This window comes from Bradyrhizobium sp. 155, from assembly GCF_023101105.1.
Lineage (GTDB): Bacteria > Pseudomonadota > Alphaproteobacteria > Rhizobiales > Xanthobacteraceae > Bradyrhizobium > Bradyrhizobium canariense_D.
Genome location: NZ_CP064704.1, coordinates 1,144,786 through 1,171,634, shown reverse-complemented (window position 1 = coordinate 1,171,634; position 26,849 = coordinate 1,144,786). Strand labels below are relative to the sequence as shown.

The 26,849-nt window shown below is 63.7% G+C and carries 29 protein-coding genes; 17 read left to right on the top strand and 12 right to left on the bottom strand.

All coding sequences use genetic code 11. The annotated features are described in order from the left end of the window. Nucleotides 1–33: 33 nt before the first annotated feature. Genes IVA93_RS05740 through IVA93_RS05730 form a run of 3 tightly spaced genes read left to right on the top strand, consistent with a single transcriptional unit; the run spans nt 34 to nt 1,320 of the window. Entirely contained in the window at nt 34–348 is a 315-nt protein-coding gene (locus tag IVA93_RS05740; RefSeq protein ID WP_007614659.1) for an ArsR/SmtB family transcription factor, read from the top strand. Beyond that, a complete protein-coding gene (locus tag IVA93_RS05735; RefSeq protein ID WP_018453608.1) occupies nt 341–811 on the top strand; it encodes an SRPBCC family protein in 471 nt (156 codons plus the stop codon). Before IVA93_RS05740 ends, IVA93_RS05735 begins: the two co-directional genes overlap by 8 nt. Next, nucleotides 808–1,320: an SRPBCC family protein gene (locus tag IVA93_RS05730; RefSeq protein WP_247371588.1), complete on the top strand. Its 513-nt coding sequence runs from the start codon at nt 808–810 to the stop codon at nt 1,318–1,320. Before IVA93_RS05735 ends, IVA93_RS05730 begins: the two co-directional genes overlap by 4 nt. Nucleotides 1,321–1,338: 18 nt before the next feature. Here IVA93_RS05730 and IVA93_RS05725 read toward each other — a convergent pair whose 3' ends face one another. Then, complete coding sequence (locus IVA93_RS05725; protein WP_018453606.1) at nt 1,339–1,518, bottom strand: hypothetical protein; 180 nt, start codon at nt 1,516–1,518, stop codon at nt 1,339–1,341. A gap of 405 nt (nt 1,519–1,923) precedes the next feature. Between IVA93_RS05725 and IVA93_RS05720 the strand changes: the two genes are divergently transcribed. Together IVA93_RS05720 and IVA93_RS05715 are read left to right on the top strand one after the other, a co-directional pair. Then, a complete protein-coding gene (locus IVA93_RS05720) occupies nt 1,924–2,730 on the top strand; it encodes a transglutaminase-like domain-containing protein (protein ID WP_018453605.1) in 807 nt (268 codons plus the stop codon). Beyond that, nucleotides 2,730–2,921 (top strand): hypothetical protein, encoded by a 192-nt coding sequence (locus IVA93_RS05715; protein ID WP_018453604.1) that lies wholly within the window; start codon nt 2,730–2,732, stop codon nt 2,919–2,921. Before IVA93_RS05720 ends, IVA93_RS05715 begins: the two co-directional genes overlap by 1 nt. A gap of 27 nt (nt 2,922–2,948) precedes the next feature. On the opposite strand, the gene IVA93_RS05710 is transcribed toward IVA93_RS05715, so the two are convergent. After that, nucleotides 2,949–3,722, bottom strand: coding sequence for a DUF2189 domain-containing protein (locus tag IVA93_RS05710; RefSeq protein ID WP_018453603.1), 774 nt, complete (start codon nt 3,720–3,722; stop codon nt 2,949–2,951). Between the two features lie 313 nt (nt 3,723–4,035). Here IVA93_RS05710 and IVA93_RS05705 point away from each other — a divergent pair, with 313 nt between their 5' ends. Further along, entirely contained in the window at nt 4,036–6,264 is a 2,229-nt protein-coding gene (locus IVA93_RS05705) for an ATP-binding protein (protein WP_247371585.1), read from the top strand. Here the strand turns inward: IVA93_RS05705 and IVA93_RS05700 are convergent, their stop codons facing one another. From IVA93_RS05700 to IVA93_RS05675, 6 genes are all read right to left on the bottom strand, one after another. Further along, nucleotides 6,265–6,708 carry a hypothetical protein gene (locus tag IVA93_RS05700; protein WP_018453601.1) on the bottom strand — a complete coding sequence of 148 codons (444 nt, stop codon included), beginning with the start codon at nt 6,706–6,708 and terminating at the stop codon, nt 6,265–6,267. It lies immediately after the preceding gene. A gap of 81 nt (nt 6,709–6,789) precedes the next feature. Then, on the bottom strand, nt 6,790–7,257 hold the full coding sequence (locus IVA93_RS05695) for a MarR family winged helix-turn-helix transcriptional regulator (RefSeq protein ID WP_018453600.1): 468 nt from the start codon (nt 7,255–7,257) through the stop codon (nt 6,790–6,792). A 9-nt stretch (nt 7,258–7,266) separates the two neighbouring features. Beyond that, nucleotides 7,267–8,877, bottom strand: a complete 1,611-nt coding sequence (locus tag IVA93_RS05690; RefSeq protein ID WP_018453599.1) for an acyl-CoA synthetase — start codon at nt 8,875–8,877, stop codon at nt 7,267–7,269. Between the two features lie 117 nt (nt 8,878–8,994). Further along, nucleotides 8,995–10,131 (bottom strand): epoxide hydrolase family protein, encoded by a 1,137-nt coding sequence (locus IVA93_RS05685; RefSeq protein WP_018453598.1) that lies wholly within the window; start codon nt 10,129–10,131, stop codon nt 8,995–8,997. A 160-nt stretch (nt 10,132–10,291) separates the two neighbouring features. Next, nucleotides 10,292–10,747 (bottom strand): GatB/YqeY domain-containing protein, encoded by a 456-nt coding sequence (locus tag IVA93_RS05680; protein WP_018453597.1) that lies wholly within the window; start codon nt 10,745–10,747, stop codon nt 10,292–10,294. A gap of 33 nt (nt 10,748–10,780) precedes the next feature. Further along, nucleotides 10,781–11,509 carry an alpha/beta fold hydrolase gene (locus IVA93_RS05675; protein WP_018453596.1) on the bottom strand — a complete coding sequence of 243 codons (729 nt, stop codon included), beginning with the start codon at nt 11,507–11,509 and terminating at the stop codon, nt 10,781–10,783. A 146-nt stretch (nt 11,510–11,655) separates the two neighbouring features. Between IVA93_RS05675 and carA the strand changes: the two genes are divergently transcribed. Both carA and IVA93_RS05665 read left to right on the top strand, forming a co-directional pair. After that, nucleotides 11,656–12,846 (top strand): glutamine-hydrolyzing carbamoyl-phosphate synthase small subunit, encoded by a 1,191-nt coding sequence (gene carA / locus IVA93_RS05670; RefSeq protein WP_026232561.1) that lies wholly within the window; start codon nt 11,656–11,658, stop codon nt 12,844–12,846. Between the two features lie 165 nt (nt 12,847–13,011). Continuing rightward, nucleotides 13,012–13,536, top strand: coding sequence for a hypothetical protein (locus IVA93_RS05665; protein WP_018453594.1), 525 nt, complete (start codon nt 13,012–13,014; stop codon nt 13,534–13,536). Nucleotides 13,537–13,626: 90 nt separating this feature from the next. Here IVA93_RS05665 and IVA93_RS05660 read toward each other — a convergent pair whose 3' ends face one another. Then, on the bottom strand, nt 13,627–14,151 hold the full coding sequence (locus IVA93_RS05660) for a Dps family protein (protein ID WP_018453593.1): 525 nt from the start codon (nt 14,149–14,151) through the stop codon (nt 13,627–13,629). A 113-nt stretch (nt 14,152–14,264) separates the two neighbouring features. On the opposite strand from IVA93_RS05660, the gene IVA93_RS05655 reads away from it, so the two are divergent. Next, on the top strand, nt 14,265–14,966 hold the full coding sequence (locus tag IVA93_RS05655; RefSeq protein WP_018453592.1) for a class I SAM-dependent methyltransferase: 702 nt from the start codon (nt 14,265–14,267) through the stop codon (nt 14,964–14,966). A gap of 263 nt (nt 14,967–15,229) precedes the next feature. Here IVA93_RS05655 and IVA93_RS05650 read toward each other — a convergent pair whose 3' ends face one another. Then, on the bottom strand, nt 15,230–15,601 hold the full coding sequence (locus IVA93_RS05650; protein ID WP_247454640.1) for an ArsR/SmtB family transcription factor: 372 nt from the start codon (nt 15,599–15,601) through the stop codon (nt 15,230–15,232). Nucleotides 15,602–15,713: 112 nt separating this feature from the next. On the opposite strand from IVA93_RS05650, the gene IVA93_RS05645 reads away from it, so the two are divergent. The 3 genes from IVA93_RS05645 (at nt 15,714) to greA (ending at nt 21,179) form a co-directional block, all read left to right on the top strand. Further along, nucleotides 15,714–16,883: an MFS transporter gene (locus IVA93_RS05645; protein ID WP_018453590.1), complete on the top strand. Its 1,170-nt coding sequence runs from the start codon at nt 15,714–15,716 to the stop codon at nt 16,881–16,883. A gap of 145 nt (nt 16,884–17,028) precedes the next feature. Beyond that, complete coding sequence (carB, locus tag IVA93_RS05640; protein WP_018453589.1) at nt 17,029–20,493, top strand: carbamoyl-phosphate synthase large subunit; 3,465 nt, start codon at nt 17,029–17,031, stop codon at nt 20,491–20,493. 212 nt (nt 20,494–20,705) lie between these two features. Next, complete coding sequence (greA, locus tag IVA93_RS05635) at nt 20,706–21,179, top strand: transcription elongation factor GreA (RefSeq protein ID WP_007596674.1); 474 nt, start codon at nt 20,706–20,708, stop codon at nt 21,177–21,179. A 116-nt stretch (nt 21,180–21,295) separates the two neighbouring features. Here greA and IVA93_RS05630 read toward each other — a convergent pair whose 3' ends face one another. Next, nucleotides 21,296–21,775 (bottom strand): Lrp/AsnC family transcriptional regulator, encoded by a 480-nt coding sequence (locus IVA93_RS05630; RefSeq protein WP_007596676.1) that lies wholly within the window; start codon nt 21,773–21,775, stop codon nt 21,296–21,298. Nucleotides 21,776–22,039: 264 nt separating this feature from the next. Between IVA93_RS05630 and trxB the strand changes: the two genes are divergently transcribed. From trxB to IVA93_RS05605, 5 genes are all read left to right on the top strand, one after another. After that, a complete protein-coding gene (gene trxB / locus IVA93_RS05625) occupies nt 22,040–23,005 on the top strand; it encodes a thioredoxin-disulfide reductase (RefSeq protein WP_018453588.1) in 966 nt (321 codons plus the stop codon). A 5-nt stretch (nt 23,006–23,010) separates the two neighbouring features. Next, entirely contained in the window at nt 23,011–23,934 is a 924-nt protein-coding gene (locus IVA93_RS05620; protein ID WP_007614700.1) for a LysR family transcriptional regulator, read from the top strand. 462 nt (nt 23,935–24,396) lie between these two features. Beyond that, a complete protein-coding gene (locus IVA93_RS05615) occupies nt 24,397–25,305 on the top strand; it encodes a 4-hydroxy-tetrahydrodipicolinate synthase family protein (RefSeq protein WP_018453587.1) in 909 nt (302 codons plus the stop codon). A 177-nt stretch (nt 25,306–25,482) separates the two neighbouring features. Further along, entirely contained in the window at nt 25,483–25,629 is a 147-nt protein-coding gene (locus IVA93_RS05610) for a hypothetical protein (RefSeq protein ID WP_166517545.1), read from the top strand. Nucleotides 25,630–25,725: 96 nt separating this feature from the next. Further along, the gene (locus IVA93_RS05605) at nt 25,726–25,905 is read left to right on the top strand and encodes a hypothetical protein (RefSeq protein WP_007596684.1); all 180 of its coding nucleotides are present in this window, start codon (nt 25,726–25,728) and stop codon (nt 25,903–25,905) included. 129 nt (nt 25,906–26,034) lie between these two features. Here IVA93_RS05605 and IVA93_RS05600 read toward each other — a convergent pair whose 3' ends face one another. After that, nucleotides 26,035–26,712, bottom strand: a complete 678-nt coding sequence (locus tag IVA93_RS05600) for an AAA family ATPase (protein WP_007596685.1) — start codon at nt 26,710–26,712, stop codon at nt 26,035–26,037. Nucleotides 26,713–26,849: the final 137 nt, after the last annotated feature.

The window sequence follows — 26,849 nt, the reverse complement described above, 5'->3', positions numbered from 1 at the left end:
CATGCAACCATTTGGTTGCCTATTATCGCCGCCATGGATGAGGTCTTCAAAGCGCTCGCCGATGCGTCACGACGGTCGCTGCTCGACAGGCTTCACGCCAGAAACGGCCAGACGCTGAACGAGCTCTGCGAAGGCCTCGCGATGACGCGCCAGGCCGTGACCAAGCACCTTGCCATTCTGGAAGAGGCCAATCTGGTCACGACCATCAGGCACGGCCGCGAGAAGCTGCACTATCTCAATCCGGTTCCGATCCATCAGATCGGCGAACGCTGGATCAAAAAATTCGAGCGCGGCAAGCTCGCCGCACTCGGCGAGTTGAAACGCCAGTTGGAGAAGCGCGATGAGTAAGCCGCAATTCGTCTATGTCACCTACATCGAGACAAGGCCAACGAGGCTGTGGGAGGCGCTGACATCGAGCGAATTCACCAAGCAATACTGGTTCGGCGCCGAGGTCAGGTCCGACTGGAAAATCGGCTCCCCTTTCGCGCTGCTGCTGGACGGCGAGACCACCGATTCCGGCGAGATCCTCGAAGCCGATCCGCCGCGGCGGCTGTCTTACAGCTTCAAGCACCAAAAATACGAGGAGCTGCGCGGTGAGCCGATCTCGCGGGTGGTCTTTACCATCGAACCGTTCGGCTCGCTCGTGCGTTTGACGGTGCTGCATGACGGCTTCGTCGAAGGCGGCAAATATTTCGACGCCGTTTCCAACGGGTGGCCGGCGATCCTGTCCGGGCTCAAGAGCCTGCTGGAAAGCGGCAAGGTGCTGGCCATTCCGCACGCAGCCCTCAACAAGGGATTCGATGCAAGATGAACCTCGATCAGTTCAAACCGCTCACCGTCTACACGATTTACATCGCCGCGACGCCGGACCAGGTGTGGGAGGCGCTGACCTCCACCGAGTTCAGCCGCAAATACTTTTCCGGCTTTGCGGTCGAGATGGAGCCAAGACTCGGCGGCAAATTCGTCGTGCGCGCGCCTGATGGCTCGGAACACATTTCGGGAGATGTGTTCGAATACGATCCGCCGAACAAGCTGACGGTGACGTGGAACGTCAACTGGCCCGACCTCGTCGCAAAGCTCGGCGCGACGCTTGTCACTTACGAGATTGAACAAGCCGGCGAGGCCGTCCGCCTCACCATGAGCGAACGCCACGACCGCCCGCTCAGCGACGACATCCTTTCCGGCGGCCGCACCGGCTGGCCCGCAATCCTGTCGGGGCTGAAGAGCCTGCTGGAAACGGGCAAGGCGCCGCAGATCAAGATGGCGCCGCCGGCGCAGATGCTGGAAGCGTTGAAGGCGATGGGTATCAAGACGCCGTAGCGGGCGAACTCCGTGTCGTCATCGCTTCTTCTTCACCGGAGGCGGATTGATTTCGTCGATCTTGCGACTGCAATCCGCTTCCGAGTCGTGCGGGCCCGAGACAAAGGTCCCGCTGACCTTGATCGCGTACCAGCCCGACTCGACGCCGAGCCGGAGCGCTTCTTCTGTCTTGACGTGCCGTGGCGAGAGAGCTTGCATCGGTTGAGTTTGCATCGGGTGCTTTCGGTTGGCGTTCGATCTCATGATCGATCGCGGTGAAACCTTCAGGTGTCCGCGGCACGCGCCTGCCGCGTCCAACTCACCGCTGGAGTGGGCAATATGCGCGACGACCGCTGTTACGACGTCGCTACGAGTCGGCTCCGCCGGTGCGAGGGAATGAGGCGCTTCACGTCGCGCGAATAGTCGTGGCGCTGCATAGGCGCAGAAACGACAGATCTTTCGACATTCCCGCACCGTGCGCGCAATCGCCGCAATTAGCTATCATTTTCTCGCCCGTGCCGCACTTTTGAGGCGCCAATTGCCGCCCGCGACCGAATAAGCCGTCAAAGCCTTGTGATCGGCCGCTTCGTAGCCATGTTACGAGCTTAGCCAAGGGAAAATCGTATGAAGCTCCGCGTCGGGTTTGAGATGCTGTACGAATTCCCGCAGCCCACGCCTATGATCATGGTGCTGGGCACGCACTTCACCCGCGCCTCCGATGTCATCGTGCCCGACCTGCTGACCACCAGACCCTCGGTGCCGATCACTCCCTATCGCGACCTCTTCGGCAATTGGTGCAGCCGCATCGTGGCGCCGGCTGGCGCCTTTCGCCTTGCCGGCGACGGCGTCGTGAGCGACAGCGGCCTGCCCGACCCAGTGTTCCCGAACGCGGCTCAACACGCCGTCGAGGCGCTGCCGACCGACACGCTCGTCTATCTGCTCGGCAGTCGCTACTGCGAGACCGATCGCCTGTCGGATATCGCATGGAAGTTGTTCGAGCACACGCCGCCCGGCTGGGCGCGGGTCCAGGCCATCTGCGATTTCGTTCATCGTCACATCGCCTTCGGCTATGAGCACGCGCGCGCGACCAAGACGGCGCGGGAAGCCTACGACGAAGGCAAGGGCGTGTGCCGCGACTATGCTCATCTTGCCATCGCGTTCTGCCGCTGCATGAACATCCCCGCGCGTTACTGCACCGGCTATCTCAGCGACATCGGCACGCCGAAGCCCTGGGCCGTGGGAGATTTCGCCGGCTGGTTTGAGGCTTATCTCGGCGGAAGCTGGCACATGTTCGATCCGCGCAACAACACGCCGCGGATCGGTCGCGTGTTGATCGCACAAGGACGCGATGCCGCGGATGTCCCGATCACCCAAACCTTCGGTCCGAATACCCTTGTCAATTTCAAGGTATGGACCGACGAGGTTGCCTGATGACAGACAGCAGCGTTGCACTCAGCGCCGATGAATTTGCGTCCTTGGCCGAGATCGGCAAGGGCAAGGCGCAAGGCGAAATCCCGCAAGCGCACGGCGAGCGCCTGACCAACCTCGGTTATGCAATCAGGCGCCTCGGCGAACTCGAACTGACCTCATCCGGCGAACGCCGGCTGGCAACCGGCGAATAGCTCGCTGCCGTTGCGTCCGGCTTCCCGCTACGCCACCGGCACCACGATCCGCCGATAAAGATGCCAGGTCGCGTGCCCGAGCACGGGCAGCGTCACCACCAGCCCCAGAAAATACGGCAGCGCCGAGACGATCAGGACCATCACGATCACCGCGGCCCAGCCAATCATCGGCAGCGGGCTGGCCACGACCGCGCGCACGCTTGTCACCATCGCCGTGACGAAATCGACCTCGCGGTCGAGCAGCAGCGGAAACGACACGACCGTCAGCGAAAACAGGATCAGCGACAGCACCGCGCCGACCGCGTTGCCGATGCCGAGGAACAGCAGGCCCTCGTTCGTGGTCAGCACCACCGTCATGAACTCCTGCAGGCTCGAGAACGAGGCATGCAGGCCAAGCAGCAGCGCGATCAGAAGCCGCACCTGATACATCCAGACCACGAACACGAACAGCGTGACGAAGGCCATCCAGCCGATCTCGCTGCGCGCGCGCACAGCCGACCAGATCGCGCCGAGCGAGACGGGCTCGCCGCGCTCGCGACGGCGGCTGACTTCATAGAGCCCGATCGCCACGAATGGCCCGAGCAGCGCGAAGCCGGCGGCCAGCGGATAGACCAGATAGACCATGCCGAACGCAGTGAAGCACAGCATGATGGCGATGCCGCCGGCGGCGTAGAGCGTACCGAAGCAGAGGCCGTAAAGCGGCAGCGCCTGGAAATCCCGCAGGCCTTCGACCAGCGCCTCGGCGATATCGGTCGCCGCGACAGGACGCACCACCGGATCGACCTTGCCCGAAATGGACATCAGCTTCCTCCTCGTTCGCCGGCGCGATCTCCGTCGCACGCGGATTGACCTCGATCTTAGCGTCCCCGCGGCAGGTGCGCACGCGCGAGTTGTTGGCTGGACGACAGTATCCCGAAGCCGCCGGCGCAAACCCGGGAAAACCACCGCGCCGACGGCGCGCGTCCTTCGGGAAGCTCATCCGTCCTGCCCGCGGCTCGAAATCTTTCCCCGTCGGGGACTTTTTCGACCCGATGCCTATGGACTGAGCGGCGGGTGGTGCCGCAAATTGGGTCTTTGAACGAGCGCGCGATGACCCGAATGGACCGTCCGACCGATGAGCTTGCGTACCCGGCTACTGATACTCGTCATCGCGGCCATGCTGGTGCCGGCGAGCCTCGTCGGGCTGCGTTTCGTGCAGAACCGGAGCAGTGAAGTCAACGCCGCCCTGGCCAATCTGGCGGCCTCGGCCGACGACATTGCGAGCGATCTGGGTGGGAAGATTCAGGGCACCGCTCAGCTTCACTATGGTCTGGCCCGCGCGCGCGACCTCGACACGCGCGACAAGGCGGCGTGCTCGGCGTTTCTGTCGGACGTGCGCGAGGAATATCCTCAGTTCACGGGAATCCTGACCATCGATCCGGACGGCAGCCTGTTCTGCGACTCGCTACGGACCAACCGCACCCTCGATCTGAGGGATCGCGCCTATTTCAAGCAGGCCCTGGTCTCGCGCAACGTCGTGGTTGAGCCGGTATTCGGCCGGCTGACCGGAATATCGGTGCTCCAGATCGCATATCCGGTGCGATCGGAGGCGGGCGCGCTGAAGCTGGTGCTGCTTGCCTCGTTCAACCTGCGCAAATTCGCCGAGTATCACCACAAGCGGCTGCTCGCCGAGAAGGATATTCTGCTCATTGACGGCAAGGGCACCGTTCTCGTCGCTCCCTCGGGAGCCGGCTGGACCGCGCCCGTGGGCGCGTCGATCGCGGGATCCGACCTGCTCGGCTTCGCGACGGCTCCCGATCAAAAGGCATTTCAGGAAGTGACCGATCGCGACGGCCGCACGCAGGTCTGGGCCGTCGCCCACTCACCTTCGATCCGTGATGCCGGCCTCTACATCCTGGTCGGACGGTCCAAGGACGGATTGGTCGCGGCGGCGAATCGCCGGCTCTATGAGGATATGGCGATCCTCGCGGTGGCCTTGCTGCTGCTGCTGGCCGGCGTATGGATCCTCGCGACCGTGAGCGTCGGGCGCCAGGTCGGGCGGCTCGCCAACATGGCGAAGAGACTCGGGCTCGGCGATCTCAGCGCGCGAATTCCTCCTCCCCATCCGCGCGGCGAGCTGGGCGGACTGATGACTCTGCTCAACGGCACCGCCGAGTCGCTTGAGCAGCAACGGGCGGCCATCGCGGACCTCAACCAGAAGCTCAGCCAATCCCAGAAGATGGAGGCCATGGGCCAGCTCACCGGCGGTGTGGCGCATGACTTCAACAATCTCCTCACCGTCATTCTCGGCAATTCGGAGCACCTTGCCGACAGGCTGGCGGGGAACAAGGAGTTGCACCGGATCGCCGGCGACATCGCGACAGCTGCCGAACGCGGCTCCGACCTGACGCGGAGCCTGCTCGCCTTCGCGCGCAAGCAGCCCCTGAGGCCGCGAGACATCGACATCGGCGAAAAGATTAAGGAGGTGGAGCACTTGTTGCGCCGCCCCTTGGGCGAGCACATCGAATGCACCTTCGCGCTCGCACCGGACCTGTGGTTGATCAGCGTCGATCCCGGCCAGCTCACGACTGCGCTGCTCAATCTCGTGCTCAACGCGCGCGATGTCATGCAGTTGGGCGGCAGGCTGACCATCGAGGCGCGCAACGTCTCGCTCGGTGAATCCGACTTGGACATCAATGGCGAACCGCGACCAGGCGACTATGTCATGGTGGCCGTGATCGACACCGGCAGCGGCATGACCGCCGAGGTGGCGAGCCGGGCGTTCGAGCCGTTTTTCACCACCAAGGAGGTCGGCAAGGGAACCGGGCTCGGCCTGAGCATGGTCTACGGTTTTGTGCGGCAGTCCGGCGGGCTGGTGCAGATGCAGTCCGCACCGAGACAAGGCAGCACCGTCAGGCTGTTCTTTCCCCGCCTGGCAACACCGCCAAACGAGGACGCCTCACCCGCCGAAGGGATCGTCACGCGCGAAGGAAGCGAGACCATTCTCGTCGTCGAAGACAACGACATGGTTCGGACTTATGTCGAAAGCGAGCTGAAGACGCTCGGCTATCGCGTCATCACGGCCGCGAGCGGCCCGGCGGCGCTCGACTTGTTGCGCCAGTCCGGGGATATCGACCTGCTGTTCACCGACGTCGTGATGCCCGGCGGCATGTTCGGGCCGGAGCTTGCCCGGCAAGCAATCCAGCTGCGACCCGGGCTCAAGGTGCTCTTCACCTCCGGCTACAGCCAAAATCCGGTCTCGGCGCCCGACGCAATCGGCGATGCCCGCATCCTGACCAAGCCGTTCCGGCGGCGAGACCTCGCCGCCATGCTGCGATCTGCGCTGTCGACGCCGTCGCGGTAGTCAGGAGCGCGACGCGAGGAGAAGCGCCGCACCCAGATTGGCCACGAACAAGGCCGCGTCGATGACGAAGATCCTGAGCATCGGGCCTTTCAACACGGGCCAATAAGCGACCCCGACGCGTCCTCCGCGCAGCAGGACCGGAAGGTTGTAGGCGAACTGGCTGAAATGGCAGGCGGCAAAGAACAGGAACAGCACCAGCTGCGCTTCGACCGGCTGGAAGAAGACCGGACGGGCTGCCAGAAGGTAGAGCGACAGAAGGCCGATCGGCAGATTGATGCCGCCAAGGAATGCCACGCTGGCCGACAATGTCGGCGCGATCGGATTGGTGCGCTCTTCCCGCGGCAGGAGAATCTTCAGTGTATTGGCTTGCGCAATGCTGAACTGAATGAAGGCGCCGCCGAACCAGAGCGCGTTGAGGAGCAGCACGATATCCGAAAGACGCATGGCGGAGCCCTCCCACGGCTCGTTGGCCAGGAAAGTGGCAAAGCCTGCTCCTCATGTCAACCATGTTGACTTCAGGAATCGTCAGTTGGTGTCGGCGATCGCCTCCATCACGCCCATCCACGCAGCCGCACCTGTCGCTCCGACGCGATCGAACGCCTCGCGCAGCACCTTGCGCTCGTGGTCCGATGCGCGCTGCTCGATGCGCTGCCCCGCGGCCGTCAGGCGCAGCAGCTTCGAGCGATGCTGCTCGGGCGAGCGTTTTGAGGTCAGGAGCTTGCGCTCAAGCAACAAATTGAGCGGCCGGTTCAGGGCCTGCTTGGAAATGCCGAGGATCTCGATCAGCGAGCCGATCGCGATATCGGGCCGGCGCGCCACCACGTAGAGGATGCGATGGTGCGGGCGCGACAGTCCTTGCTTGGCGAGATATGCGTCGGCTTCGAGTGTCATCCCGCGCCAGCCGTAATACATGAGCTCCAGCGCCGCATCGAGTTCGCTCAGCTTCGCAAGTGAAGCGCGGTGAAGCCCCGCGGCTTGAGACGTCTTTGCCATTGCAGGAAGCTAACCCCTCGTCCGCAGCTCGCGCCGCAGCACCTTTCCGGTGGCGGTCATTGGAAGTGTCTCCGCGAACTCCACGAACCGTGGGTATTCGTGGGCGGCGAGTTGCACCTTGACGAACTCCTGGATCTCGCGCGCGAGTGCGTCGCTGGCGGCAAAGCCCGCGCGCAGCACGATCCAGGCCTTGATCGATTCAGTGCGGATCGGATCGGGAATGCCGACCACCGCCGCCATCGCCACCGCCGGGTGCTTCATCAGCGTGTGCTCGATTTCGGACGGGCCGACACGATAGCCGGCGGTGGTGATGACGTCGTCCTCGCGGCTGACGTACCAGAAGTAACCGTCCTCGTCCTGCACCCCGAGATCGCCGCTGAGCAGGAACTCGCCGGCATATTTCTTCGACGTTGCCTCCGGATTGCGCCAGTATTCGAGCATCGTGCAAGGACAGGGTTGGCGCACCCCGATGATGCCGCGCTGGCCACGTGGCTGCTCCTCGCCTCTGTCATTGACGATGCGGACGTCGAAACCCGGCGTCGCCTTGCCCATCGAACCGGGGCGGATCGGAAACAGATTCGCGTTGCTGCCGATCACGAGATTGCATTCGGTCTGGCCAAACACCTCGTGCGCGTCGACGCCGAAGATCTCGCGCACCCAGCCGAGCAGCTCGCCGCCGAGGGACTCGCCGCCGGTAAAGATGCTGCGCAGCTTGACGCCGGAATGCGTCACGCCGGCCTGCCGCATCAGCTTCAGCGCGGTCGGCGGCAGGAACACATTACTCACGCCGAGATCGGCCATCATCTGCATCGCCGCTTGCGGCTCGAACTTTCGCGCGCGGTGACCGACCAGGGGAATGCCGTGGTACCAGAACGCGAACAGGCCGTTGATGAGGCCGCCGATCCAGGCCCAGTCCGCTGGCGTCCACATCAGATCGCCGGGGCGCGGCAGGAAGTTGTGGCACATCTCGACATTGGGGAGATGTCCGAGCACGACGCGGTGGGCGTGCAGCGCGCCCTTCGGATTGCCCGTCGTGCCCGAGGTGTAGATGATCAGCGCGGGATCGTCAGCAGACGTGTCCACCAGCCTGAAGTCGGGCGATGCAGCCTTGACCGAATTCCAGAACGATGTCGTACCCGCCGGCGTTCGTTCGCCAACGATGTAGACCTTCTTCAGCTCCGGCAGACGGTCGCGAATCTTCGAAAGCTTCTCCCAGCCACCCTCGTCGGTGACGATCGCCCTGGCTTGCGAGTTCGACAGGCGGAATTCCAGCGCGTCTTCGCCGAACAATGCGAACAGCGGAATGGAGATCATCGCCGAACGGAACGCGGCCATGTGCGCGATCGGCAGCTCCAGCGACTGCGACAGGAACACCGCGACGCGGTCGCCGCGGACAAGGCCATCCGCCCTCAGCACATTGGCGAAGCGGCGCGACATCTCCGCGACATCGTCGAAGGATGTGCGCGTGATGGCGCCGTTCTCGTCGAGATAGACCAGCGCCAGCCGGCCGGTGCCGTCGGCGTGGCGATCGCAGCAGGCCTCCGCCAGGTTGAAGCGCGCCGGGATCTCCCAGCGGAAATTGCCGTAGAGTTCGTCATAGGTGCTGGCTTCGGTGAGCATGGTCGTTTCCCGGCAGCGTCGTCTGACCGGACTTGTCCCGGCCACCACGTTCTTGTTTGACCTGAGTTTAAGGGCGCGGATGCCCGGGACAAGTCCGGGCCTGACGGAGAATGCGTCTCAGCGCACCGTCCGGAAGAACTTTCTGACCTCGCCGACATACAGCTCCGGCTGCTCGAATGCGGCGAAATGGCCGCCCTTCTCCATCTCGCTCCAATGCGTGATGTTGCGGAAGTTCGGCTCCATCCAGCGCCGCACCGGCGTGATGATCTCCCTGGGAAAGACAGCCACGCCCGTCGGCACCTTGACGACCGGCGTGGTCCGGCGCTTGCCGAAGCTTTCCCAATAGAGCCGCGCCGACGAGGTCGCGGTCTCCGTCGCCCAGTAGAGCATGACGTTGTCGAGCAGCTCGTCCTTGGTGAAGATGTTCTCGGGATGACCGTTGCAATCGGTCCAGGCCCAGAATTTTTCCAGAATCCAGGCCGCCTGCCCGCTCGGCGAATCCGTCAAGCCGTAGCCGAGTGTCTGCGGCCGCGTCGATTGCTGCTTCGAATAGCCGGAGTCGAGGTCGACGTAATGCTTGAGGCCGGCGAGCGCGCGCTTCTCTTCCGGCGTCGGTTCGCCCTCGACTTTCGGCGCGGCGTTGAAGGCGAGCGTGATGTGGATGCCGGCGCAATGCTCGGCGTCCTGCATGCCAAGCGAGGTCGTCACTGCCGAGCCCCAGTCGCCGCCCTGCGCGCCGTACCTGGTATAGCCGAGCCGGTCCATCAGCTGGGCCCAGGTCGCGGCGATACGATCGACGCCCCAGCCGGTGGTCTTGGGTTTGCCGGAAAAGCCAAAGCCCGGCAGCGACGGGCAGACAACGTGGAAGGCATCGGCAGGATTGCCGCCATGCGCGACAGGATCGACCAAGGGCGCGATCACCTTCTGGAATTCGACGATCGAGCCGGGCCAGCCATGGGTGATGATCAGCGGCAGTGCCGACGGCTCCTTCGAGCGCGCATGCAGGAAGTGGATGTCGAGCCCGTCGATCTCGGTGGTGAACTGCTCGAAGCAGTTGAGTTTCGCTTCGCGCGCGCGCCAGTCGTAGCCATCAGCCCAATAGGTGCAGATTTCCTGGATCCATGCCAGCGGCGCGCCCTGGCTCCAATCATCGACCAGCTCCGCCTCCGGCCAGCGCGTGCGGGCGAGGCGCGACTTGAGGTCGGTGAGGACGTCGTCGCTGATGGCGATGCGGAACGGCTTGATGGCGGTCATGGGAGAGGCCCTGCTCATCGGAGGTTCTCGTCATGGCCGGGCTCGTCCCGGCCATCCACGTTCTTTCTCTCCATTTTGAAGAACGTGGATGCCCGGCACAAGGCCGGGCATGACCAGGATGATAGTCTGTCAGCTCCTGGCAAACCTTCGGCGCGGCCGCCTAGCCCGTCAGAGCAGCCTTCACCAAACCAGAGGCCTTGCCGAAATCCATCTGGCCGGCGTACTTGGTCTTCAACACGGCGATCACCTTGCCCATGTCCTTCATGCCGGCGGCGCCGGTCTCGGCGATCGCGTCCGAGATCACCTTCTTGACGTCGTCATCCGACATCTGCTTCGGCAAGTACGCGGAGATCACCGCGATCTCGTCGCGCTCCTGCGCGGCGAGTTCGGCACGGCCGCCCTTCTCGTAGAGCTCAACCGATTCCTGGCGCTGCTTGATCATCTTCTGAAACACGCCGAGCAAGTCCGCGTCCGAGAGCGGCGGCTTGCCGTTGCCGCGCGCCTCGATGTCGGCGTTCTTGATGGTCGAGTTGACCATGCGCAGCGTGGACAGCTTGCGCTCTTCCTTGGCCTTCATGGCCTCCTTGACCGCATTGTTGATGTCGTCGCGCAGCATGATCGTGATCCCCTAGACTATCCGACGCCTGATCTAGGCCGTTCGCAGCCCGGAGACAACCGGGGTTCCCAGCCATTCGACCAGCGCCTGCACCGTCGCCGCAGGCTGCTCCGGTTGCGGCAGGTGTCCGCAATTCTCCAGAACGACGAGCCTTGCGCCGGCAATGCCCTCCGCCATCTCCTTCGAGAATGCGTTGGGAATCGTGTTGTCCTGATCGCCCGTCAGCACCAATGTCGGGCATTTGATCGTCGCAAGCGTCGGCCGTGAATCCACCCGCGCGATGATCGCGGTCTGCTGCCGCAGATAGCCTTCGACGCCGACGTCATCGCCCTGCTCGTGTACGAGCTGGCGAATGCCTGCATCGTCGCGGCGCGACGGATGCACCAGTTCGGGAAACATCTCCTCGCGCGCGGCACGCAGCTCCCCGCGCCGGGCCAGCTCCATCAGGCCGCGGCGGCGTGCGGTCGCCTCCTCCGTGTCGGGCCGCGCCTGAGTGTTGATCAGCGCGAGCCTGGCCACCCGCTCGGGCGCCTGGCGCATGATCTCGAGCGCGATGTAGCCGCCCATGGAATGGCCGGTGAGCGCGAAGCGCGGCGGCGCCTCGCTCAGCACCCGCCGGGCGATCGCCGCCATGCTGTCATCGCGAATATGGTTGGCGACCATCACCGGGCCGAACCGCCACAGCGACGGGATCACCGGTGCATAGATCCGGGCCGAGGAGGCTAATCCCGGAACCAGCAGAATCGGCGTCGTCTGGTCCATTATTGCCTCCCGAGCCCCGGAATTTACCGGAAATTATGCTGCGGAGCTTAGGGGCCCAAGCCGACCTGTCAAATATGCAAAAACGCATGTGAATCGGCGCATCTCCGCTTTGACGGCAGCGCCCGCGGGGACTATGAACCGGGCTCATGACACAACATGATAACGATCACGCTTGGCCGGACCACAAACCGACCGCGCTGTTGGTGCTTGCCGACGGCACGGTGCTCGAAGGCTTTGGCCTCGGCGCCGAAGGCCAAGCCGTCGGCGAGGTCTGCTTCAACACCGCGATGACCGGCTATGAGGAGATCCTCACCGATCCCTCCTATGCCGGCCAGCTCATCACCTTCACGTTCCCGCATATCGGCAATGTCGGCACTAACGACGACGACATCGAGACGGTGAACATGGCAGCGACGCCCGGCGCGCGCGGCGTGATCCTGCGCACCGCGATCACCGATCCCTCGAACTATCGCGCCACCAAGCACCTCGACCAGTGGCTGAAGGCGCGCGGCATCATCGGCCTCTCCGGCATCGACACCCGTGCGCTGACCGCGCTGATCCGCAACAAGGGCATGCCCAACGCCGTAATCGCGCACGCCAGGGACGGCGAGTTCGACCTGCACGGCTTGAAGGAAGAAGCGCGCGAATGGCCCGGCCTCGAGGGCATGGACCTGGTGCCAATGGTCACCTCAGGCCAGCGCTTCACCTGGGACGAGACGCCCTGGCTCTGGGACAAGGGCTTTGGCCGCCAGGACAAGCCTGAGTTCAACGTGGTCGCCATCGATTACGGCATCAAGCGCAACATTCTGCGCCTGCTCGCCGGCGTCGGCTGCAAGGTAACGGTGGTGCCGGCAACGACGTCGTCCGAGGATATCCTGGCGATGAAGCCGGATGGCGTGTTCCTGTCGAACGGTCCCGGCGATCCGGCCGCGACCGGCAAATATGCCGTGCCCGTGATCCAGGACGTGATCAAGTCGGGCACGCCGACATTCGGAATTTGCCTTGGCCATCAGATGCTCGGCCTCGCCGTCGGCGCCAAGACCAAGAAGATGCACCAGGGCCATCACGGCGCCAATCATCCCGTGAAGGACGAGACCACCGGCAAGGTCGAGATCACCTCGATGAACCACGGCTTTGCCGTCGACGAGAGCACCCTGCCGACGGGCGCGACGCAGACCCACATCTCGCTGTTCGACGGCTCCAATTGCGGCATCCAGCTCGACGGCAAGCCGGTGTTCTCGGTGCAGTACCACCCCGAGGCCTCACCGGGTCCGCGCGACTCGCACTATCTGTTCCAGCGCTTTGCCGATCTGATGCGGCAGAACAAGAGCGTGTAGGGCGCGCGCTCTCCTGCAACTGCTTTGACGACATCGAGCCCGGGCCTTCGCCCGGGCTCTTGTCGTTCCGGGCGCAGCGCAGCGCGAACCCGGAATGACAGCGGAACGAGGAACGCCGCTTAACTCCCTTCGTTGATCACTGCTACGCTCACGCAGGAGCCTCTTATGTCTGTCGTCCGCGACAATGCCGAGCCGCTCGCCATCGTATTTGAGGATGACGGGCTCGTGCCCAACAATATCCTCCCCTTCCTGGTCTACCAGGCCGCGGTGAAGCTCGATTCCAGACAGCCGGAAGAGACGATCGAACGCTTGTTCGAAGCGAACGGCTGGGGCGGCACGTGGCGCAATGGCGTGTTCGATTATCTGCATTATCACGCAACGGTGCACGAGGTGCTCGGCGTTGCGCGTGGCAGCGCGCGCGTCCGCTTCGGCGGCGACCACGGCCAGGAGCTGGAGATCAAGGCCGGCGACGTCGCGATCCTGCCCGCCGGCACAGGTCACCAACGCATCAAGGCCAGCGCGGATTTCTGCGTGATCGGCGCCTATCCGCCGGGCGCGAAGATGGAGGTCACCCGCGCAACACCGGAGAACCACGCCAAGGCGCTGAAGACGATTCCAAACGTCGCGCGGCCGCCCGCCGATCCGGTGACTGGCAAGAATGGCGCGTTGATGCGGTTGTGGCAGCCATGAGTCGCGAACGCTAGCTGCGCACTACGGCGTCGTCCCGGCCTAGTGCGCAATTGCGCACTAGGCCGGGACGAGGGTGTTGATGCGGTCCGGTTACGCCTCGTTCGCACCTTCCTGTCGTGTGGCTTCGAACAGGAACCAGGTGCGGCGCTCGGTCTCGTCGATGAAGTTCTCGAGGATGCTGGCGCTGGCGACATCACCGGCCTCGTCGCACACGTCGTGCGCCTTGCGCATAGCGGCGGCGACATGCTTGTTGTCCTGCATCAATTCGCGCAGCATCTCGCGCGGCGGGACGTAGTCTTCGTTGTTGTCCTTGATAGTCTGGAGTTTCGCGACCTGCCCGATCGACTTCAGCGTGGTGCCGCCGATCTTGCGGACGCGCTCGGCGAGCTGGTCGGTGGTGGCGAAGATCTGGTCGGACTGCTCGTCGAGCAGCAGATGATAGTCGCGGAAATGCCGGCCGCTGATGTGCCAGTGGAAATTCTTGGTCTTCAGATACAGCGCGAACGCGTCGGCCAGAAGCACGTTCAGTGCCTCCGAAACCTTGTTGACCGCCTGGGACGACAGATCGGTGGGCGTGTCGAGGTCGGGCGAGACCTTTTGTGGAGCTTTGCTCACGGGAAACCTTCCTGTTAGGACGCAGACATTGACGGCGCGCCGCCGCACCCCTAACGCAGGCGGGCAGCGCCGGTTCCTGCAGCGGAACCGTTTGGCCGGGGCCCTCGACGACCATGGACGATTGGATCGATTATTACGACTCGACGCACACGATCTATGTCAGCAAGCTGCATCGCGACTTGCACTTCCAGATCATCGCGCGGGACATCATCGGCTACATCTCTTCGCCCGAGGCGGCCGTGCTCGACTATGCCTGCGGCGAGGCGCTGTCGGCGAGCCAGGTCGCGGCGGCCTGCGGCAAGCTGATCCTCGCCGAGCCCGCGCCGGGCGTGCGCGGCCGGTTGATCGCGCGGTTTGCCCCGAACACGAAAATCCGCGTCCGCTCGCTCGACGACGTCCGCAAGATGCAGGAGCAGTCGATCGATCTCGTCGTGATGAACTCGGTCGCGCAATACATGACGCCGGACGAGCTCGACGCCGCGCTCCTCAACTTCTCCCGTATCCTGAAGCCCTCGGGCAAGCTCGTGCTGGGCGATATCCTCCAGCCCAATGTCGGCATGTTCAGGGACGTCACAGCGCTGCTCAGCTTCGGCCTGCGTCACGGCTTTTTGAAAGATGCGCTGATCGGGCTGATCAGCACCGCACTGTCGGATTACCGCCAGCTGCGCACGCGCATCGGGCTACAGCGCTACAGCGAGGAGGAGATCACCGCCAAGCTCAAGGCAGCCGGCTTCGCGGTCCAGCGCGCTCACCGCAATATCGGCCACAATAGCTGGCGCATGACGTTCGTCGCGCGGCCGCCGCTGGTACGTTGAGCTTGGTGGATCCGTTAAGCATAACGTCTGCCTGAGGTGGCTTGTCGCACCCCGATCGGTAATGATCGCCGCGGCCCGGTGGCGGAAGTGTCTACGCGAGGGCGATGCATCGCTCTTTATCCTGGTTCAAATCCAGGCCGGGTCTCCACGCTTCGCCCCTCACGGGGCTACGCGTGGCGCAGCCACGCAAGACCCGCAGGGGCGAAGCGTGTCCGGCCTAGCTGGAGCGAAGCGCAAGCGTAGAGGGACTGGCCGCCCAATCCTCAATCAACCTCAACCACTTCACATTCCGACACAAGCCGCAGCCGGTCTGCATCCTTTGCCGCAGAGATGATGACGGCATCGAGCAGGCCCGGAAAGCGTGCGTCCAGATCCTCGCGGCGCAGGCGCACGAATCGGTTGGTGCCGGCGACGCGGGTCTGCATCAGGCCGCATTCGCGCAGCTTGGCGAAGTGATAGGCAAGATTCGACTTGCCGCTGAGCCCGTTGAAATCCCCACAGCACAGCTCGCCGCTGACACGTTCCTGCTGCGCGAGCTGGTACACGATCGCCAATCTGATCGGATCGCTGAGGCAATCCAGAACCATCGGCAGCTCGATCTGCTCGCGGGTGGGGTGGGGTGGGGTGCGGCTCATGGTCCGAAGATCATAGCGAAATGGCCTGGATGTTCAATAGTTCTTGAACCAATTGACTCCTGACCCGGCCCCATCAATAGTTCAATAAACGTTGAACATAGGGATTTCTCGGATGAGCGTATTCTGGTTGGCCCTGGCAGCCTTTGCGATCGGCACGGAAGGCTTTGTCATTGCTGGGCTTTTGCCGTCGATCGCCACGGACCTGGCGATTTCCGTCCCCGCCGCCGGACAGTTGGTGACGGCCTACGCTCTCACCTATGCGGTCGGCTCGCCGATCCTGGCGGTGACACTGAACAATATCGACCGCCGCACCGTGCTGGCCTTGGCGCTATCGACCTTCATCGCCGGAAACCTCGCGGCGATGGTGGCGTCGAATTACGCCCTGCTGCTGGCCTCGCGCATGCTGATGGCGCTGGGCTCAGGGCTGTGCATGCCGACCGCGCTGGCCGTATCCGTGGCCGTCGCCGCGCCGGAGCGACGCGGCCGCGCGGTGGCGCTGGTTACCTCGGGCCTCACGGTTGCGACCGTCATCGGCGTTCCCCTCGGCAATCTCGTCGGCAGCCTGCTCGGCTGGCGCGCGACCTTTGCCATGGTCGCCCTGATCGGTGCCGTTGCGCTCGCCGGCCTCCTGCTCGGTCTGCCCCGCGGCCTGTCACGCAACACGGCCTCGCTCAGCGATCGGCTGGCAGTGGCGCGTCACCGCAATGTCCTGACGGCGCTTCTGATCACGATTTTATGGGCGCTCGGTGGCTTCACCGTCTTCACCTATTTCGCGGTCCCGCTGCGCGGCCTTGGATTCGATGCGTCGCAGATCAGCCTGGCGCTGCTGGTGTTCGGCGGCGCCGCCGCGATCGGGAATATGCTCGGTGGCGTCCTGGCCGACCGGCTCGGCACGCTTGCCACAGCAGGTCTCGGACTTGCCGGCATGGCCAGCGCGCTGATCCTGCATTCGCTGGTCCTGAAGCTGATGCCGGGACAGACGCATTACGCGGTGCTGGGTGCGATCTTCCTCTGGGGCATCTCGGGATGGGCGTTCTACCCGGCCCAGGTTGCCAGCATCATCCGGATCGAGCCGCACGCCTCGATGATCGCGCTCTCACTCAACGCCTCGGCCATGTATCTCGGCTTTGCGATCGGCGGAGCCTTGGGCGGCGCCGTGCTTGCGGCGTGGAGCCCCGCCGATCTCGGCTGGGTCGGCGGATTGAGCGTTTCGGCCGCTCTTCTGGTCCATCTCGCCCGCGGTTGGCAGGCCCGGCCAAAACCGGTCAAAATTGCCGGTTGATGGGCGTTTTTCGGGGTTTCGCCGCCCCGAAAACTGGTCTAAGACCCACCCCGCGCGCGAGGGGGGACCACCGCGCTCTCGGCCAAAGGGACGCGCAGCAGGCGCGCCCTTTTTTTGTGCCCAAATTCCACTTCGGCGAGAGTTGATGCCCAAACGTACAGACATCACCACCATCCTGATCATCGGCGCCGGTCCCATCGTGATCGGCCAGGCCTGCGAGTTCGACTATTCGGGCACCCAGGCGGTGAAGACGCTGAAGGAAGAGGGCTATCGCATCGTCCTCGTCAATTCCAATCCGGCCACCATCATGACCGACCCCGAATTGGCCGATGCGACCTATATCGAGCCGATCACGCCCGAGATCGTCGCGAAAATCATCGAGAAGGAACGTCACGTCATTCCGGGCGGCTTCGCGCTGCTGCCGACCATGGGCGGACAGACCGCGCTGAACTGCGCGCTCTCGCTGCGCCAGCAAGGCACGCTGGAAAAGTATGACGTCGAGATGATCGGCGCCACCGCGGACGCGATCGACAAGGCCGAGGACCGCCAGCTGTTCCGCGAGGCCATGACCAAGATCGGGCTCGAGACGCCGAAGTCGCGGCTCGCCAACGCCTCCGCCCTGAAGAAGTCCTTCCGCGACAAGTACCAGGCCGAACGCGCCAAGGCATCGGGCGCTGCACTCGAAGAGCTCGAGCGGCAATGGGCACTCGGCGAAAGCGACCGCCGCAAGCGCTACCAGGAATATGCGCTTGGCCAGGCGCTGATGGCGCTGTCCGAGATCGGCCTGCCCGCGATCATCCGCCCCTCCTTCACCATGGGCGGCACCGGCGGCGGCATTGCCTACAACAAGGAAGAGTTCCTCGACATCATCGAGCGCGGCCTGGATGCGTCTCCCACCAACGAAGTGCTGATCGAAGAATCCGTGCTCGGCTGGAAAGAGTACGAGATGGAGGTGGTGCGCGACAAGAACGACAATTGCATCATCGTGTGCTCGATCGAGAACCTCGATCCGATGGGCGTGCACACCGGCGATTCCATCACGGTGGCGCCGGCGCTGACGCTGACCGACAAGGAATACCAGATCATGCGCGACGCCTCGCTGGCGGTGCTGCGCGAGATCGGCGTCGAGACCGGCGGCTCCAACGTGCAGTTCGGCGTCAATCCCGAGGACGGCCGCATGGTCGTCATCGAGATGAACCCGCGCGTGTCGCGCTCTTCCGCACTGGCTTCGAAAGCTACCGGCTTTCCGATCGCAAAGGTCGCCGCCAAGCTTGCGGTCGGCTACACGCTCGACGAAATCGCCAACGACATCACCGGCGGCGCCACGCCGGCCTCGTTCGAGCCGACGATCGACTATGTCGTCACCAAGGTGCCGCGTTTCGCTTTCGAGAAATTCCCCGGTGCCTCCACCACGCTGACTACGTCGATGAAGTCGGTCGGCGAAGTCATGGCGATCGGCCGCACCTTCAAGGAAAGCCTTCAGAAAGCATTGCGCGGGCTCGAGACCGGCCTCACCGGACTTGACGAGATCGAGATCGAAGGCCTCGGCCGCGACGACGACAAGAATGCGATCCGCGCTGCGCTGGGCACGCCGACACCGAACCGGCTGCTCCAGGTCGCGCAGGCGATGCGGCTCGGCTGGTCGGACGAGGAGATCTTCAATTCCTGCAAGATCGATCCGTGGTTCCTCAGCGAGATGCGCGGCATCGTCGAGATGGAAGCGAAGGTCCGCAAGAACGGCCTGCCGGGCAACGCCTTCGGCATGCGCACGCTCAAGGCCATGGGCTTCTCCGATGCCCGGCTCGCGGTGATCGCGGAGACGACGGAGGCCGAGGTCACGGCGAAGCGCCACGCGCTCGGCGTTCGCCCGGTCTACAAGCGCATCGACACCTGCGCGGCCGAGTTCGCTTCGCCCACCGCCTACATGTACTCGACCTATGAGGCGCCGTTCGCGGGCACGCCTGCGGACGAGAGCTCGCCGTCCGACAAGAAGAAGGTCATCATCCTCGGCGGCGGACCGAACCGCATCGGCCAGGGCATCGAGTTCGACTATTGCTGCTGTCACGCCTGCTTCGCGCTGCACGACGCCGGCTACGAATCCATCATGGTCAACTGCAACCCGGAGACGGTGTCGACCGACTACGACACCGCCGATCGGCTCTATTTCGAGCCGCTCACCGCCGAGGACGTGCTGGAGATCATCGCGAAGGAACGCACCAACGGCACGCTGCACGGCGTCATCGTGCAGTTCGGCGGCCAGACCCCGCTCAAGCTCGCGCGTGCGCTGGAAGCCGCCGAAGTGCCGATCCTCGGCACCTCGCCCGACGCCATCGACCTTGCGGAAGACCGCGACCGCTTCAAGCGGGTGCTCGACAAGCTGCGGCTGAAGCAGCCCAAGAACGGCATCGCCTATTCGGTGGAGCAAGCGCGCCTGGTCGCAACCGATCTCGGGCTGCCGCTGGTGGTGCGCCCGTCCTACGTGCTCGGCGGCCGCGCGATGCAAATCATCCGCGAGGAAAACCAGCTCAGCGATTACCTGCTCGGCACGCTGCCGGAGCTGGTGCCGGGCGACGTCAAGGCGCGCTACCCGAACGACAAGACCGGCCAGATCAACACCGTGCTCGGCAAGAATCCGCTGCTGTTCGACCGCTATCTGTCCGATGCGACCGAGATCGACGTCGACTGCCTCTGCGACGGCAAGGACACCTTCATCGTCGGCATCATGGAGCACATCGAGGAAGCCGGCATCCATTCCGGCGACAGCGCCTGCTCGCTGCCGCCGCACTCGCTGGACGACAAGATGATCGAGGAGCTGGAGCGGCAGACCCGCGAGCTGGCACTCGGCCTCGACGTCGTCGGCCTCATGAATGTGCAATACGCCATCAAGGACGGCGAGATCTACGTGCTCGAAGTCAATCCGCGGGCCTCTCGCACGGTGCCCTTTGTCGCCAAGGTGGTCGGTACGCCGGTGGCGAAGATCGCGGCGCGCATCATGGCCGGCGAGAAGCTCGCCGATTTCAACCTGAAGAAGGCGAACCTCGATCATGTCGGCGTGAAGGAATCGGTGTTTCCGTTCGCCCGCTTCCCCGGGGTCGATACCGTGCTCGGCCCCGAGATGCGCTCGACCGGCGAGGTCATGGGCATCGACCGCTCCTTTGCGGTGGCGTTCGCCAAGAGCCAGCTCGGCGGCGGCACGCGGGTGCCGCGCAAGGGCACGGTGTTCGTTTCGGTTCGCGAGAGCGACAAGACGCGCATCACCGAGGCCGTTCGCGAGCTGCATTCGCTCGGCTTCAAGGTGCTGGCGACGTCGGGCACGGCCCGCTTCCTGACCGACCAGGGGATCCCGACCGAGAAGGTGAACAAGGTGCTGGAGGGCCGGCCGCACATCGTCGATGCCATCACCAATGGCGACGTCCAGCTCGTCTTCAACACCACCGAAGGCCCGCAGGCGCTCGCCGACAGCCGTTCTCTGCGGCGCGCGGCCCTCTTGCATAAAGTGCCGTATTACACCACTCTTTCCGGGGCCGTGGCGGCCGCGCAGGGCATCCGCGCCTATCTGGGCGGGGACCTTGAGGTTCGGACCCTGCAGAGCTACTTTTCGGAAACCTGATCGCGAGCGGAAGGCCCAACCTTCTGTTAAGTGATTGGCGGTGAAGCCACTATGGCCGGAGGAACTGTCCGGCCATATGGTTGTTCTGTTCCGGTGCCAAGCCCATATGAACGTTCGGCGGCACGCGCGTTGAGCCCCCGGACAGACTGACGAATCAAGTTGCGTGCGCGCTGACTTTTCAGGGCGCGCGCGACCGAAGGACGAGAGAAGAGATGGAAAAGGTACCGATGACAGCGGGCGGCTTTGCCGCACTCGGGGAAGAACTGAAGAAGCGCCAGTCGGAGGACCGTCCGCGGATCATCGAGCATATCGCCGAGGCGCGCTCGCACGGAGACCTTTCGGAGAACGCGGAATACCACGCCGCGAAGGAAGAGCAGTCCCACAATGAAGGCCGCATCGCCGAGCTCGAGGACAAGCTGGCGCGCGCCGACATCATCGACATCTCGAAGCTGTCCGGCGACACCATCAAGTTCGGCGCGACCGTGACACTGGTCGACGAGGACACCGAAAAGAAGACGGTGTGGCAGATCGTCGGCGAGGTCGAGGCCGACGCCAAGAAGGGCCGCATCTCCATCACCTCGCCGCTCGCGCGCGCGCTGATCGGCAAGAAGAAGGGCTCAACAGTCGAGGTCAACGCACCCGGCGGCGCCAAGGCTTATGAGATCACCAAGGTGGAGTGGCGGTAACGATTTGCCGTCGCGCGTGATTTGAAAAGGCCGCGCGATGCGCGGCCTTTTGTATCTAGTGTTGCCGAGGGGGTGCGGCTTACTCCACCTCGCTCCGCCTGCGGGGAGAGGACGAACTACCTTCTTCCTCTCACGTCGAGCGGCACGGCCGCCTCGTATTTCGAATTGTGCAGCACCAGCGAGGTCCGCACGTTGCGGACGTGCGGGGCGGCGGTCAGGTGGGTGACGAAATCCTGGAAGGTGGCCATGTCGGGTGCGACGCATTTCAGGATGAAATCGACTTCGCCCGACAGCATCCAGCACTCGCGCACCAGCGGCTCGGCGCGGACGAACTCCTCGAAGGCGCGCAAATCGGCCTCCGCCTGGCTGGAGAGGTGCACTGCGGCAAACACCGTGACGTCGAAGCCGAGCTTGCGTGCATCCAGAAGCCCGCGATAGCCGTGGATATACCCCTCCTCCTCCAGCGCCCGCACGCGGCGCAGGCAGGGCGGGGGCGAAATGCCGACGCGCTTGGCCAGCTCGACATTCGTGATTCGACCGTCGGCCTGAATCTCGGTGAGAATCTTCAGGTCGATCTCGTCTAGGTTCCGCGACACGTGATTGGAACTCCTGGTCTTGCGGCGGTATCGGTGGCTTTGTCGCAATCCTCATAGCCCAGACCGCACGACCGGCGCAATTTTATTGCGCGTGCAGCGCAATCGACTTTTGTTCCCTATTGGAAAAATCCGCCGATAGGGAATGCAATTCTTGCATAGCTCACCAGAAGGCTTAGATTACCTCTGATATTTCAGCGCCTCCGCGAGGCCTCCCGGCACGTTCCGCGCCCGCGCTGCAGTCCCCCGTGAAAGGCATCTGTCGAAATGTCCGCCGCTGTCCATGCAAAGGTCGTCATCATCGGCTCCGGCCCCGCAGGCTACACGGCGGCGATCTACGCCGCGCGCGCGATGCTCGAGCCGATCCTGATCCAGGGCATCCAGGCAGGCGGCCAGCTCACCATCACCACCGACGTCGAGAACTATCCCGGCTTCGCCGACGTGATCCAGGGCCCCTGGCTGATGGAGCAGATGGAGAAGCAGGCGCTGCATGTGGGCACCCAGATCAAGACCGATCTGGTGACGAAGCTCGACACCTCGCAGCGACCCTTTCGCCTCACCTGCGATAGCGGTGACGTCTATCTCGCCGACACCGTGATCCTCGCCACCGGCGCCCAGGCGCGCTGGCTCGGGCTGCCGTCCGAAGCGAAATTCCAGGGCGGCGGCGTGTCGGCCTGTGCCACCTGTGACGGCTTCTTCTACCGCAACAAGCAAGTCGTGGTGGTCGGCGGCGGCAATACCGCGGTCGAAGAAGCCCTGTATCTCACCAACCATGCCTCGCAGGTCACCATCGTGCATCGTCGCGATCACTTCCGCGCCGAACGCATCCTGCAGGAGCGTCTGTTCAAGCACCCGAAGATCAAGGTGGTCTGGGACTCAGCCGTCGACGAGATCTGCGGCACCGAGAACCCGAACAAGGTCACCCATGTGCGACTGAAGAACGTCAAGTCCGGCGCGTTGACCGATGTGCCGACCGACGGCGTCTTCATCGCCATCGGGCATGCCCCGGCGACCGAGCTCGTGGCTGGGCAGGTCAAGCTGAAACCGTCGGGCTATGTCGAGGTCGCCCCGAACTCGACCGCGACCTCGGTCCCCGGCCTGTTCGCCGCCGGCGACGTCGCCGACGAGACCTATCGTCAAGCGGTCACGGCGGCCGGCCTCGGCTGCATGGCGGCGCTCGAGGCGGAACGATTTTTGGCCCTGCGCGCCAGCGAGCGCGCGGCAGCGGAATAGACATCATGGCAAGAACACGCGACGGATTTACGGATATGGACTGGGACAAGCTGAAGGTGTTTCACGCCGCGGCGGAAGCGGGCAGCTTCACGCACGCGGGCGAGCAGCTCGGCCTGTCGCAATCGGCGGTGTCACGCCAGGTCTCGGCACTGGAGCAGGAGCTCTCGGTCTCGCTGTTCCACCGCCACGCCCGCGGCCTGATCCTCACCGAACAGGGCGACCTCCTGTTCCGCACCGCCCATGACGTCTTCATGCAGCTGCAGGCGGCGCGCGCGAAACTGACCGACAGCCGCGAGCGGCCGAGCGGCGATCTCAAGATCACCACCACGCCCGGCGTCGGCATCAACTGGCTGATCCCCAGGCTCGGCGAATTCACCGCGCTCTATCCGGAAATCCGGATCTCGCTGATCGTCACCGACGAGGAGCTCGACCTGTCGATGCGGGAGGCCGACGTCGCGATCCGCACCCGCAAGCCGACGCAGCCGGATCTCATTCAGCGCAAGCTGTTCGCGATGGGCTTCCACGCCTATTGCTCGCCTGATTACATCAAGCGCTTCGGCACGCCGCGCACGCTGGAGGAGCTCGACTCCCACCGCATCATCACGCTCTCTGACGGCAACTTCGCCCCGCATCTTCAGAACCGCAACTGGCTGGTCGAAGCGGGGCGCAACGGCTCGGGTCCGCGCGAAGCCTATTTCAGGGTCAACAACATTCTCGGCCTCGTCCGCGCCTGTCAGCAGGGCCTCGGCATCGCGGCGCTGCCGGACTATCTGATCGAAGAACAGAGCCGCCTCGTGCAGCTGTTCGGCGAATCGGATTCGATCCAGCTCGATACGTATTTTGTTTATCCGGAAGAGCTGAAGACGGTCGCGCGCGTGCAAGTGTTCCGCGACTTCGTGGTGAGCAAAGCGCAGCGCTGGCCGTCCTGATTTCCGCATGTCTGACATGCGGCTTGGACGCTTGATGCATGGCGCGAGGCTAGCCCATAATGTTTCTACGCTGAGCCTTCGCGTTGCGCATTTGTCCCCCTCCTCCAGTGGCGCGGGAGTTCAGTAATCCCTCTTGGAAGGTGATTGTGTCGGCCTCACGTGGCCAATACCTTAAGCCGGGCTCGATCGAGCCCGGCTTTTTTTTGGCAAATCCGGCCTTCGCCCTCCACGTGTATTGACAGTTCCATGCTTACCCCGCATCATTTGCGAATGATCACGAAGTCGTGCGCAATCTCGTCGCAGGCAATCGCCTCGAAAAAAGGCCCCCATTCGGGGACCTCGGATTTTTGCGCGCGCTAACAGCCTTCGTCATCGCGAGCCGAAACTTCGAAAACCCCGCCGCCTGGACGGGGTTTTTTCATGTGCCCCGTCTCAGGATTTTTCCCGAGAAGGAGATGGAACATGACCGGACTACAGGAACATTTGCACGGGCTCTGGCTGCCGCTGATCACGCCGTTTCGCGACGGTGCCCTCGACGAGAGGTCGCTGCGCCGGCTGACACGGCATTACAGCGGGCAGGCCGTCGACGGCTTCATCCTGGGGGCGACCTCCGGTGAAGGCATGACTCTGCGCGAAGCCGAACTCGAACGCCTCGTCGCCATCGTGCGCGACGAGCTGACCACCGGCCACAGCAAGCTTCCGATCTGCCTCGGACTTTCAGGCGCGGACACCTCGCGGCTGAAGGAGCGTCTCGACGAGACCGCGGACTGGCCGATCGACGGTTATCTGATCGCGAGTCCGTATTACGTGCGGCCGTCGCAGCGCGGGTTGCTGGCGCATTTCGAGGCGCTCGCCGATCACGCCGCCTGGCCGCTCGCGCTCTACAACATCCCCTATCGCACCTCGGTCAACATCACCAACCAGACGCTGCTGCGGCTTGCCGGGCATCCGAACATCATCGGCCTGAAGGATTGCGGCGCAAGCCGCGAGCAATCCATCGCGCTGCTGCGCGACAGGCCTGCGGACTTTCGCGTGCTGACCGGCGAGGATGCGAATTATTTCGAGGCGCTCAGCGACGGCGCCGATGGCGGCATCGTGCTGTCAGCCCATCTCGAGACCGCGACGTTCGCGGCTGTCCATGCCGAGCTGAAGCGCGGCAATCACGATGCAGCGCTGGCGCGCTGGCAGGAGGTCGCGGACCTGACGCGCCTGTTGTTCACCGAGCCCAGTCCCGCGCCGGCAAAATACTGGCTGTGGCGCACGGGTTTGATCGACAGCCCCGAAGTGCGCCTGCCGATGGTCGAGATCGGCAGCGAACTCGCCGTGCAGCTCGATTGCGAGATCGAACGGCGGATGCAAGTCGCGGCTTAGCTGATAGCCCTCACCCCACCCTCTCCCCGTAAGCAGGGGGAGAGGGATTGATAGAGCGTGCCCGTGGTTAACCCCGCCCCAACGGCCTTCGCTGCTGCCGCATGGCGCATCCACGGCTCGTTTACGCAAACGCGCCTATCGTCTTCATTCAAAGTCTTTTCAAATGGGGGAATGATCATGGGGCAACGCATCCGCCCGACGGCGGCAGACATGTTCGCGTCGGCTGATTTCTTGCGGGGAATTGTGGTGGTGTCGTCGTTCGGCTTCTGGGCGGTGATGCTCGGCCTGATGCCGGTGCTGGTGTTTCGGGTCTGGCTGGCATGATGCCAGCGCGTCGCGATGGTTGACTCGTGGTAGCAGCTGTGTTCAAAAGCGCGCGAAACTGCGACCCGGAATTTTAAAATATCCCGTGTAGCGTTCATGCCCATAAGCGAAGAAATCGCGGGGGCGTTTGTGAATAGTCATAACGAGATGGCGTCGCATTACGACGCTGGACAGCAGGGCTTTACCACCGAGGACATTCTCTGGGCCGCCGGCATCTGGTCGGTGATCCTCACTCTGTCGCCGGTGATCGTGTTCTACATGCTGATGGTGGCGTAACTTCCATCCACTTTCTTGAGCACGATCTTATCGGAAAACCGCTTCACACTTTTCCGGATCGTGCTCGCCCGAAAACGCAAAACGCGCGGAGGTCCGCGCGTTTTTCGTCCGGGGAATGATTTATGAAAATTACGCCGCCTGCTTGTGCATTGCGCCGGACGCCGACGCCGTGCCGCGAATAGCCTTCACCGAACGTTCGATCGCCGCCCACAGCCTTGCGATTTCCTGCGCCGCACGGCTCTCGGCCTGATATTCCCGCGCGCCCTCGCCGTGGCTCAGCGCCATCAGCAGATCCGAACGGTTGGTGATCTGGCCGCCCCACACCGGAGCACGGAACTTCGCCAACGCCTCGCGGGCGATGGTGACGATCGGGCTTTCGGACTCGTCGCGGCGCGCCGGCGCACCGTTGAGCACGACCGCGTAGGGCTTGCGCGCCGCACGGCACATCTGGATGGTTTCCTGCACCGCGTTGACGTCGAACACGCCGGGACGGGCAGGAATCACCACCATGGTGGCATTGCGGATGGCGTCGTCGACGACGGCCGACAGGTTTGGCGGCGTGTCGATCAACACCCATTCATAACCGTCGCGCTTGGCCGCGGAGACGATGCCGCTGACCGAGTTCACCGCGGACTTGATCGGCGGCTCGTTGGTGCCACGCAGCTTGTGCCACAGCGTGAGCGAGCCTTGCGGATCGGCATCGACGAGCAGGATCGGCTTGGTCGCCTTGATCTGCGCGGCGAGATGCGCGGCCAGGGTACTCTTGCCTGAGCCACCTTTACGCGATGCAAAAACAATAACGTTCATACCTCTGCCTCCAGATTGACCCCAGGCGGCGAAAATGAATCACCGCGGTGATTCGGGAAAGAAAAATTTATCATAAGTTATGCTGGCGCCATGAAATAACAAAGCGCGTTGGCTTTTGAGTCACACTACTGCGTGCG

Coding starts and splice junctions, on each gene's coding strand:
- IVA93_RS05740 (WP_007614659.1), top strand. CDS start 34: ATGGATGAGGTCTTCAAAGCGCTCGCCGATGCGTCACGACGGTCGCTG.
- IVA93_RS05735 (WP_018453608.1), top strand. CDS start 341: ATGAGTAAGCCGCAATTCGTCTATGTCACCTACATCGAGACAAGGCCA.
- IVA93_RS05730 (WP_247371588.1), top strand. CDS start 808: ATGAACCTCGATCAGTTCAAACCGCTCACCGTCTACACGATTTACATC.
- IVA93_RS05725 (WP_018453606.1), bottom strand. CDS start 1,518: ATGCAAGCTCTCTCGCCACGGCACGTCAAGACAGAAGAAGCGCTCCGG.
- IVA93_RS05720 (WP_018453605.1), top strand. CDS start 1,924: ATGAAGCTCCGCGTCGGGTTTGAGATGCTGTACGAATTCCCGCAGCCC.
- IVA93_RS05715 (WP_018453604.1), top strand. CDS start 2,730: ATGACAGACAGCAGCGTTGCACTCAGCGCCGATGAATTTGCGTCCTTG.
- IVA93_RS05710 (WP_018453603.1), bottom strand. CDS start 3,722: ATGTCCATTTCGGGCAAGGTCGATCCGGTGGTGCGTCCTGTCGCGGCG.
- IVA93_RS05705 (WP_247371585.1), top strand. CDS start 4,036: ATGAGCTTGCGTACCCGGCTACTGATACTCGTCATCGCGGCCATGCTG.
- IVA93_RS05700 (WP_018453601.1), bottom strand. CDS start 6,708: ATGCGTCTTTCGGATATCGTGCTGCTCCTCAACGCGCTCTGGTTCGGC.
- IVA93_RS05695 (WP_018453600.1), bottom strand. CDS start 7,257: ATGGCAAAGACGTCTCAAGCCGCGGGGCTTCACCGCGCTTCACTTGCG.
- IVA93_RS05690 (WP_018453599.1), bottom strand. CDS start 8,877: ATGCTCACCGAAGCCAGCACCTATGACGAACTCTACGGCAATTTCCGC.
- IVA93_RS05685 (WP_018453598.1), bottom strand. CDS start 10,131: ATGACCGCCATCAAGCCGTTCCGCATCGCCATCAGCGACGACGTCCTC.
- IVA93_RS05680 (WP_018453597.1), bottom strand. CDS start 10,747: ATGCTGCGCGACGACATCAACAATGCGGTCAAGGAGGCCATGAAGGCC.
- IVA93_RS05675 (WP_018453596.1), bottom strand. CDS start 11,509: ATGGACCAGACGACGCCGATTCTGCTGGTTCCGGGATTAGCCTCCTCG.
- carA (WP_026232561.1), top strand. CDS start 11,656: ATGACACAACATGATAACGATCACGCTTGGCCGGACCACAAACCGACC.
- IVA93_RS05665 (WP_018453594.1), top strand. CDS start 13,012: ATGTCTGTCGTCCGCGACAATGCCGAGCCGCTCGCCATCGTATTTGAG.
- IVA93_RS05655 (WP_018453592.1), top strand. CDS start 14,265: ATGGACGATTGGATCGATTATTACGACTCGACGCACACGATCTATGTC.
- IVA93_RS05650 (WP_247454640.1), bottom strand. CDS start 15,601: ATGAGCCGCACCCCACCCCACCCCACCCGCGAGCAGATCGAGCTGCCG.
- IVA93_RS05645 (WP_018453590.1), top strand. CDS start 15,714: ATGAGCGTATTCTGGTTGGCCCTGGCAGCCTTTGCGATCGGCACGGAA.
- carB (WP_018453589.1), top strand. CDS start 17,029: ATGCCCAAACGTACAGACATCACCACCATCCTGATCATCGGCGCCGGT.
- greA (WP_007596674.1), top strand. CDS start 20,706: ATGGAAAAGGTACCGATGACAGCGGGCGGCTTTGCCGCACTCGGGGAA.
- trxB (WP_018453588.1), top strand. CDS start 22,040: ATGTCCGCCGCTGTCCATGCAAAGGTCGTCATCATCGGCTCCGGCCCC.
- IVA93_RS05620 (WP_007614700.1), top strand. CDS start 23,011: ATGGCAAGAACACGCGACGGATTTACGGATATGGACTGGGACAAGCTG.
- IVA93_RS05615 (WP_018453587.1), top strand. CDS start 24,397: ATGACCGGACTACAGGAACATTTGCACGGGCTCTGGCTGCCGCTGATC.
- IVA93_RS05610 (WP_166517545.1), top strand. CDS start 25,483: ATGGGGCAACGCATCCGCCCGACGGCGGCAGACATGTTCGCGTCGGCT.
- IVA93_RS05605 (WP_007596684.1), top strand. CDS start 25,726: ATGCCCATAAGCGAAGAAATCGCGGGGGCGTTTGTGAATAGTCATAAC.
- IVA93_RS05600 (WP_007596685.1), bottom strand. CDS start 26,712: ATGAACGTTATTGTTTTTGCATCGCGTAAAGGTGGCTCAGGCAAGAGT.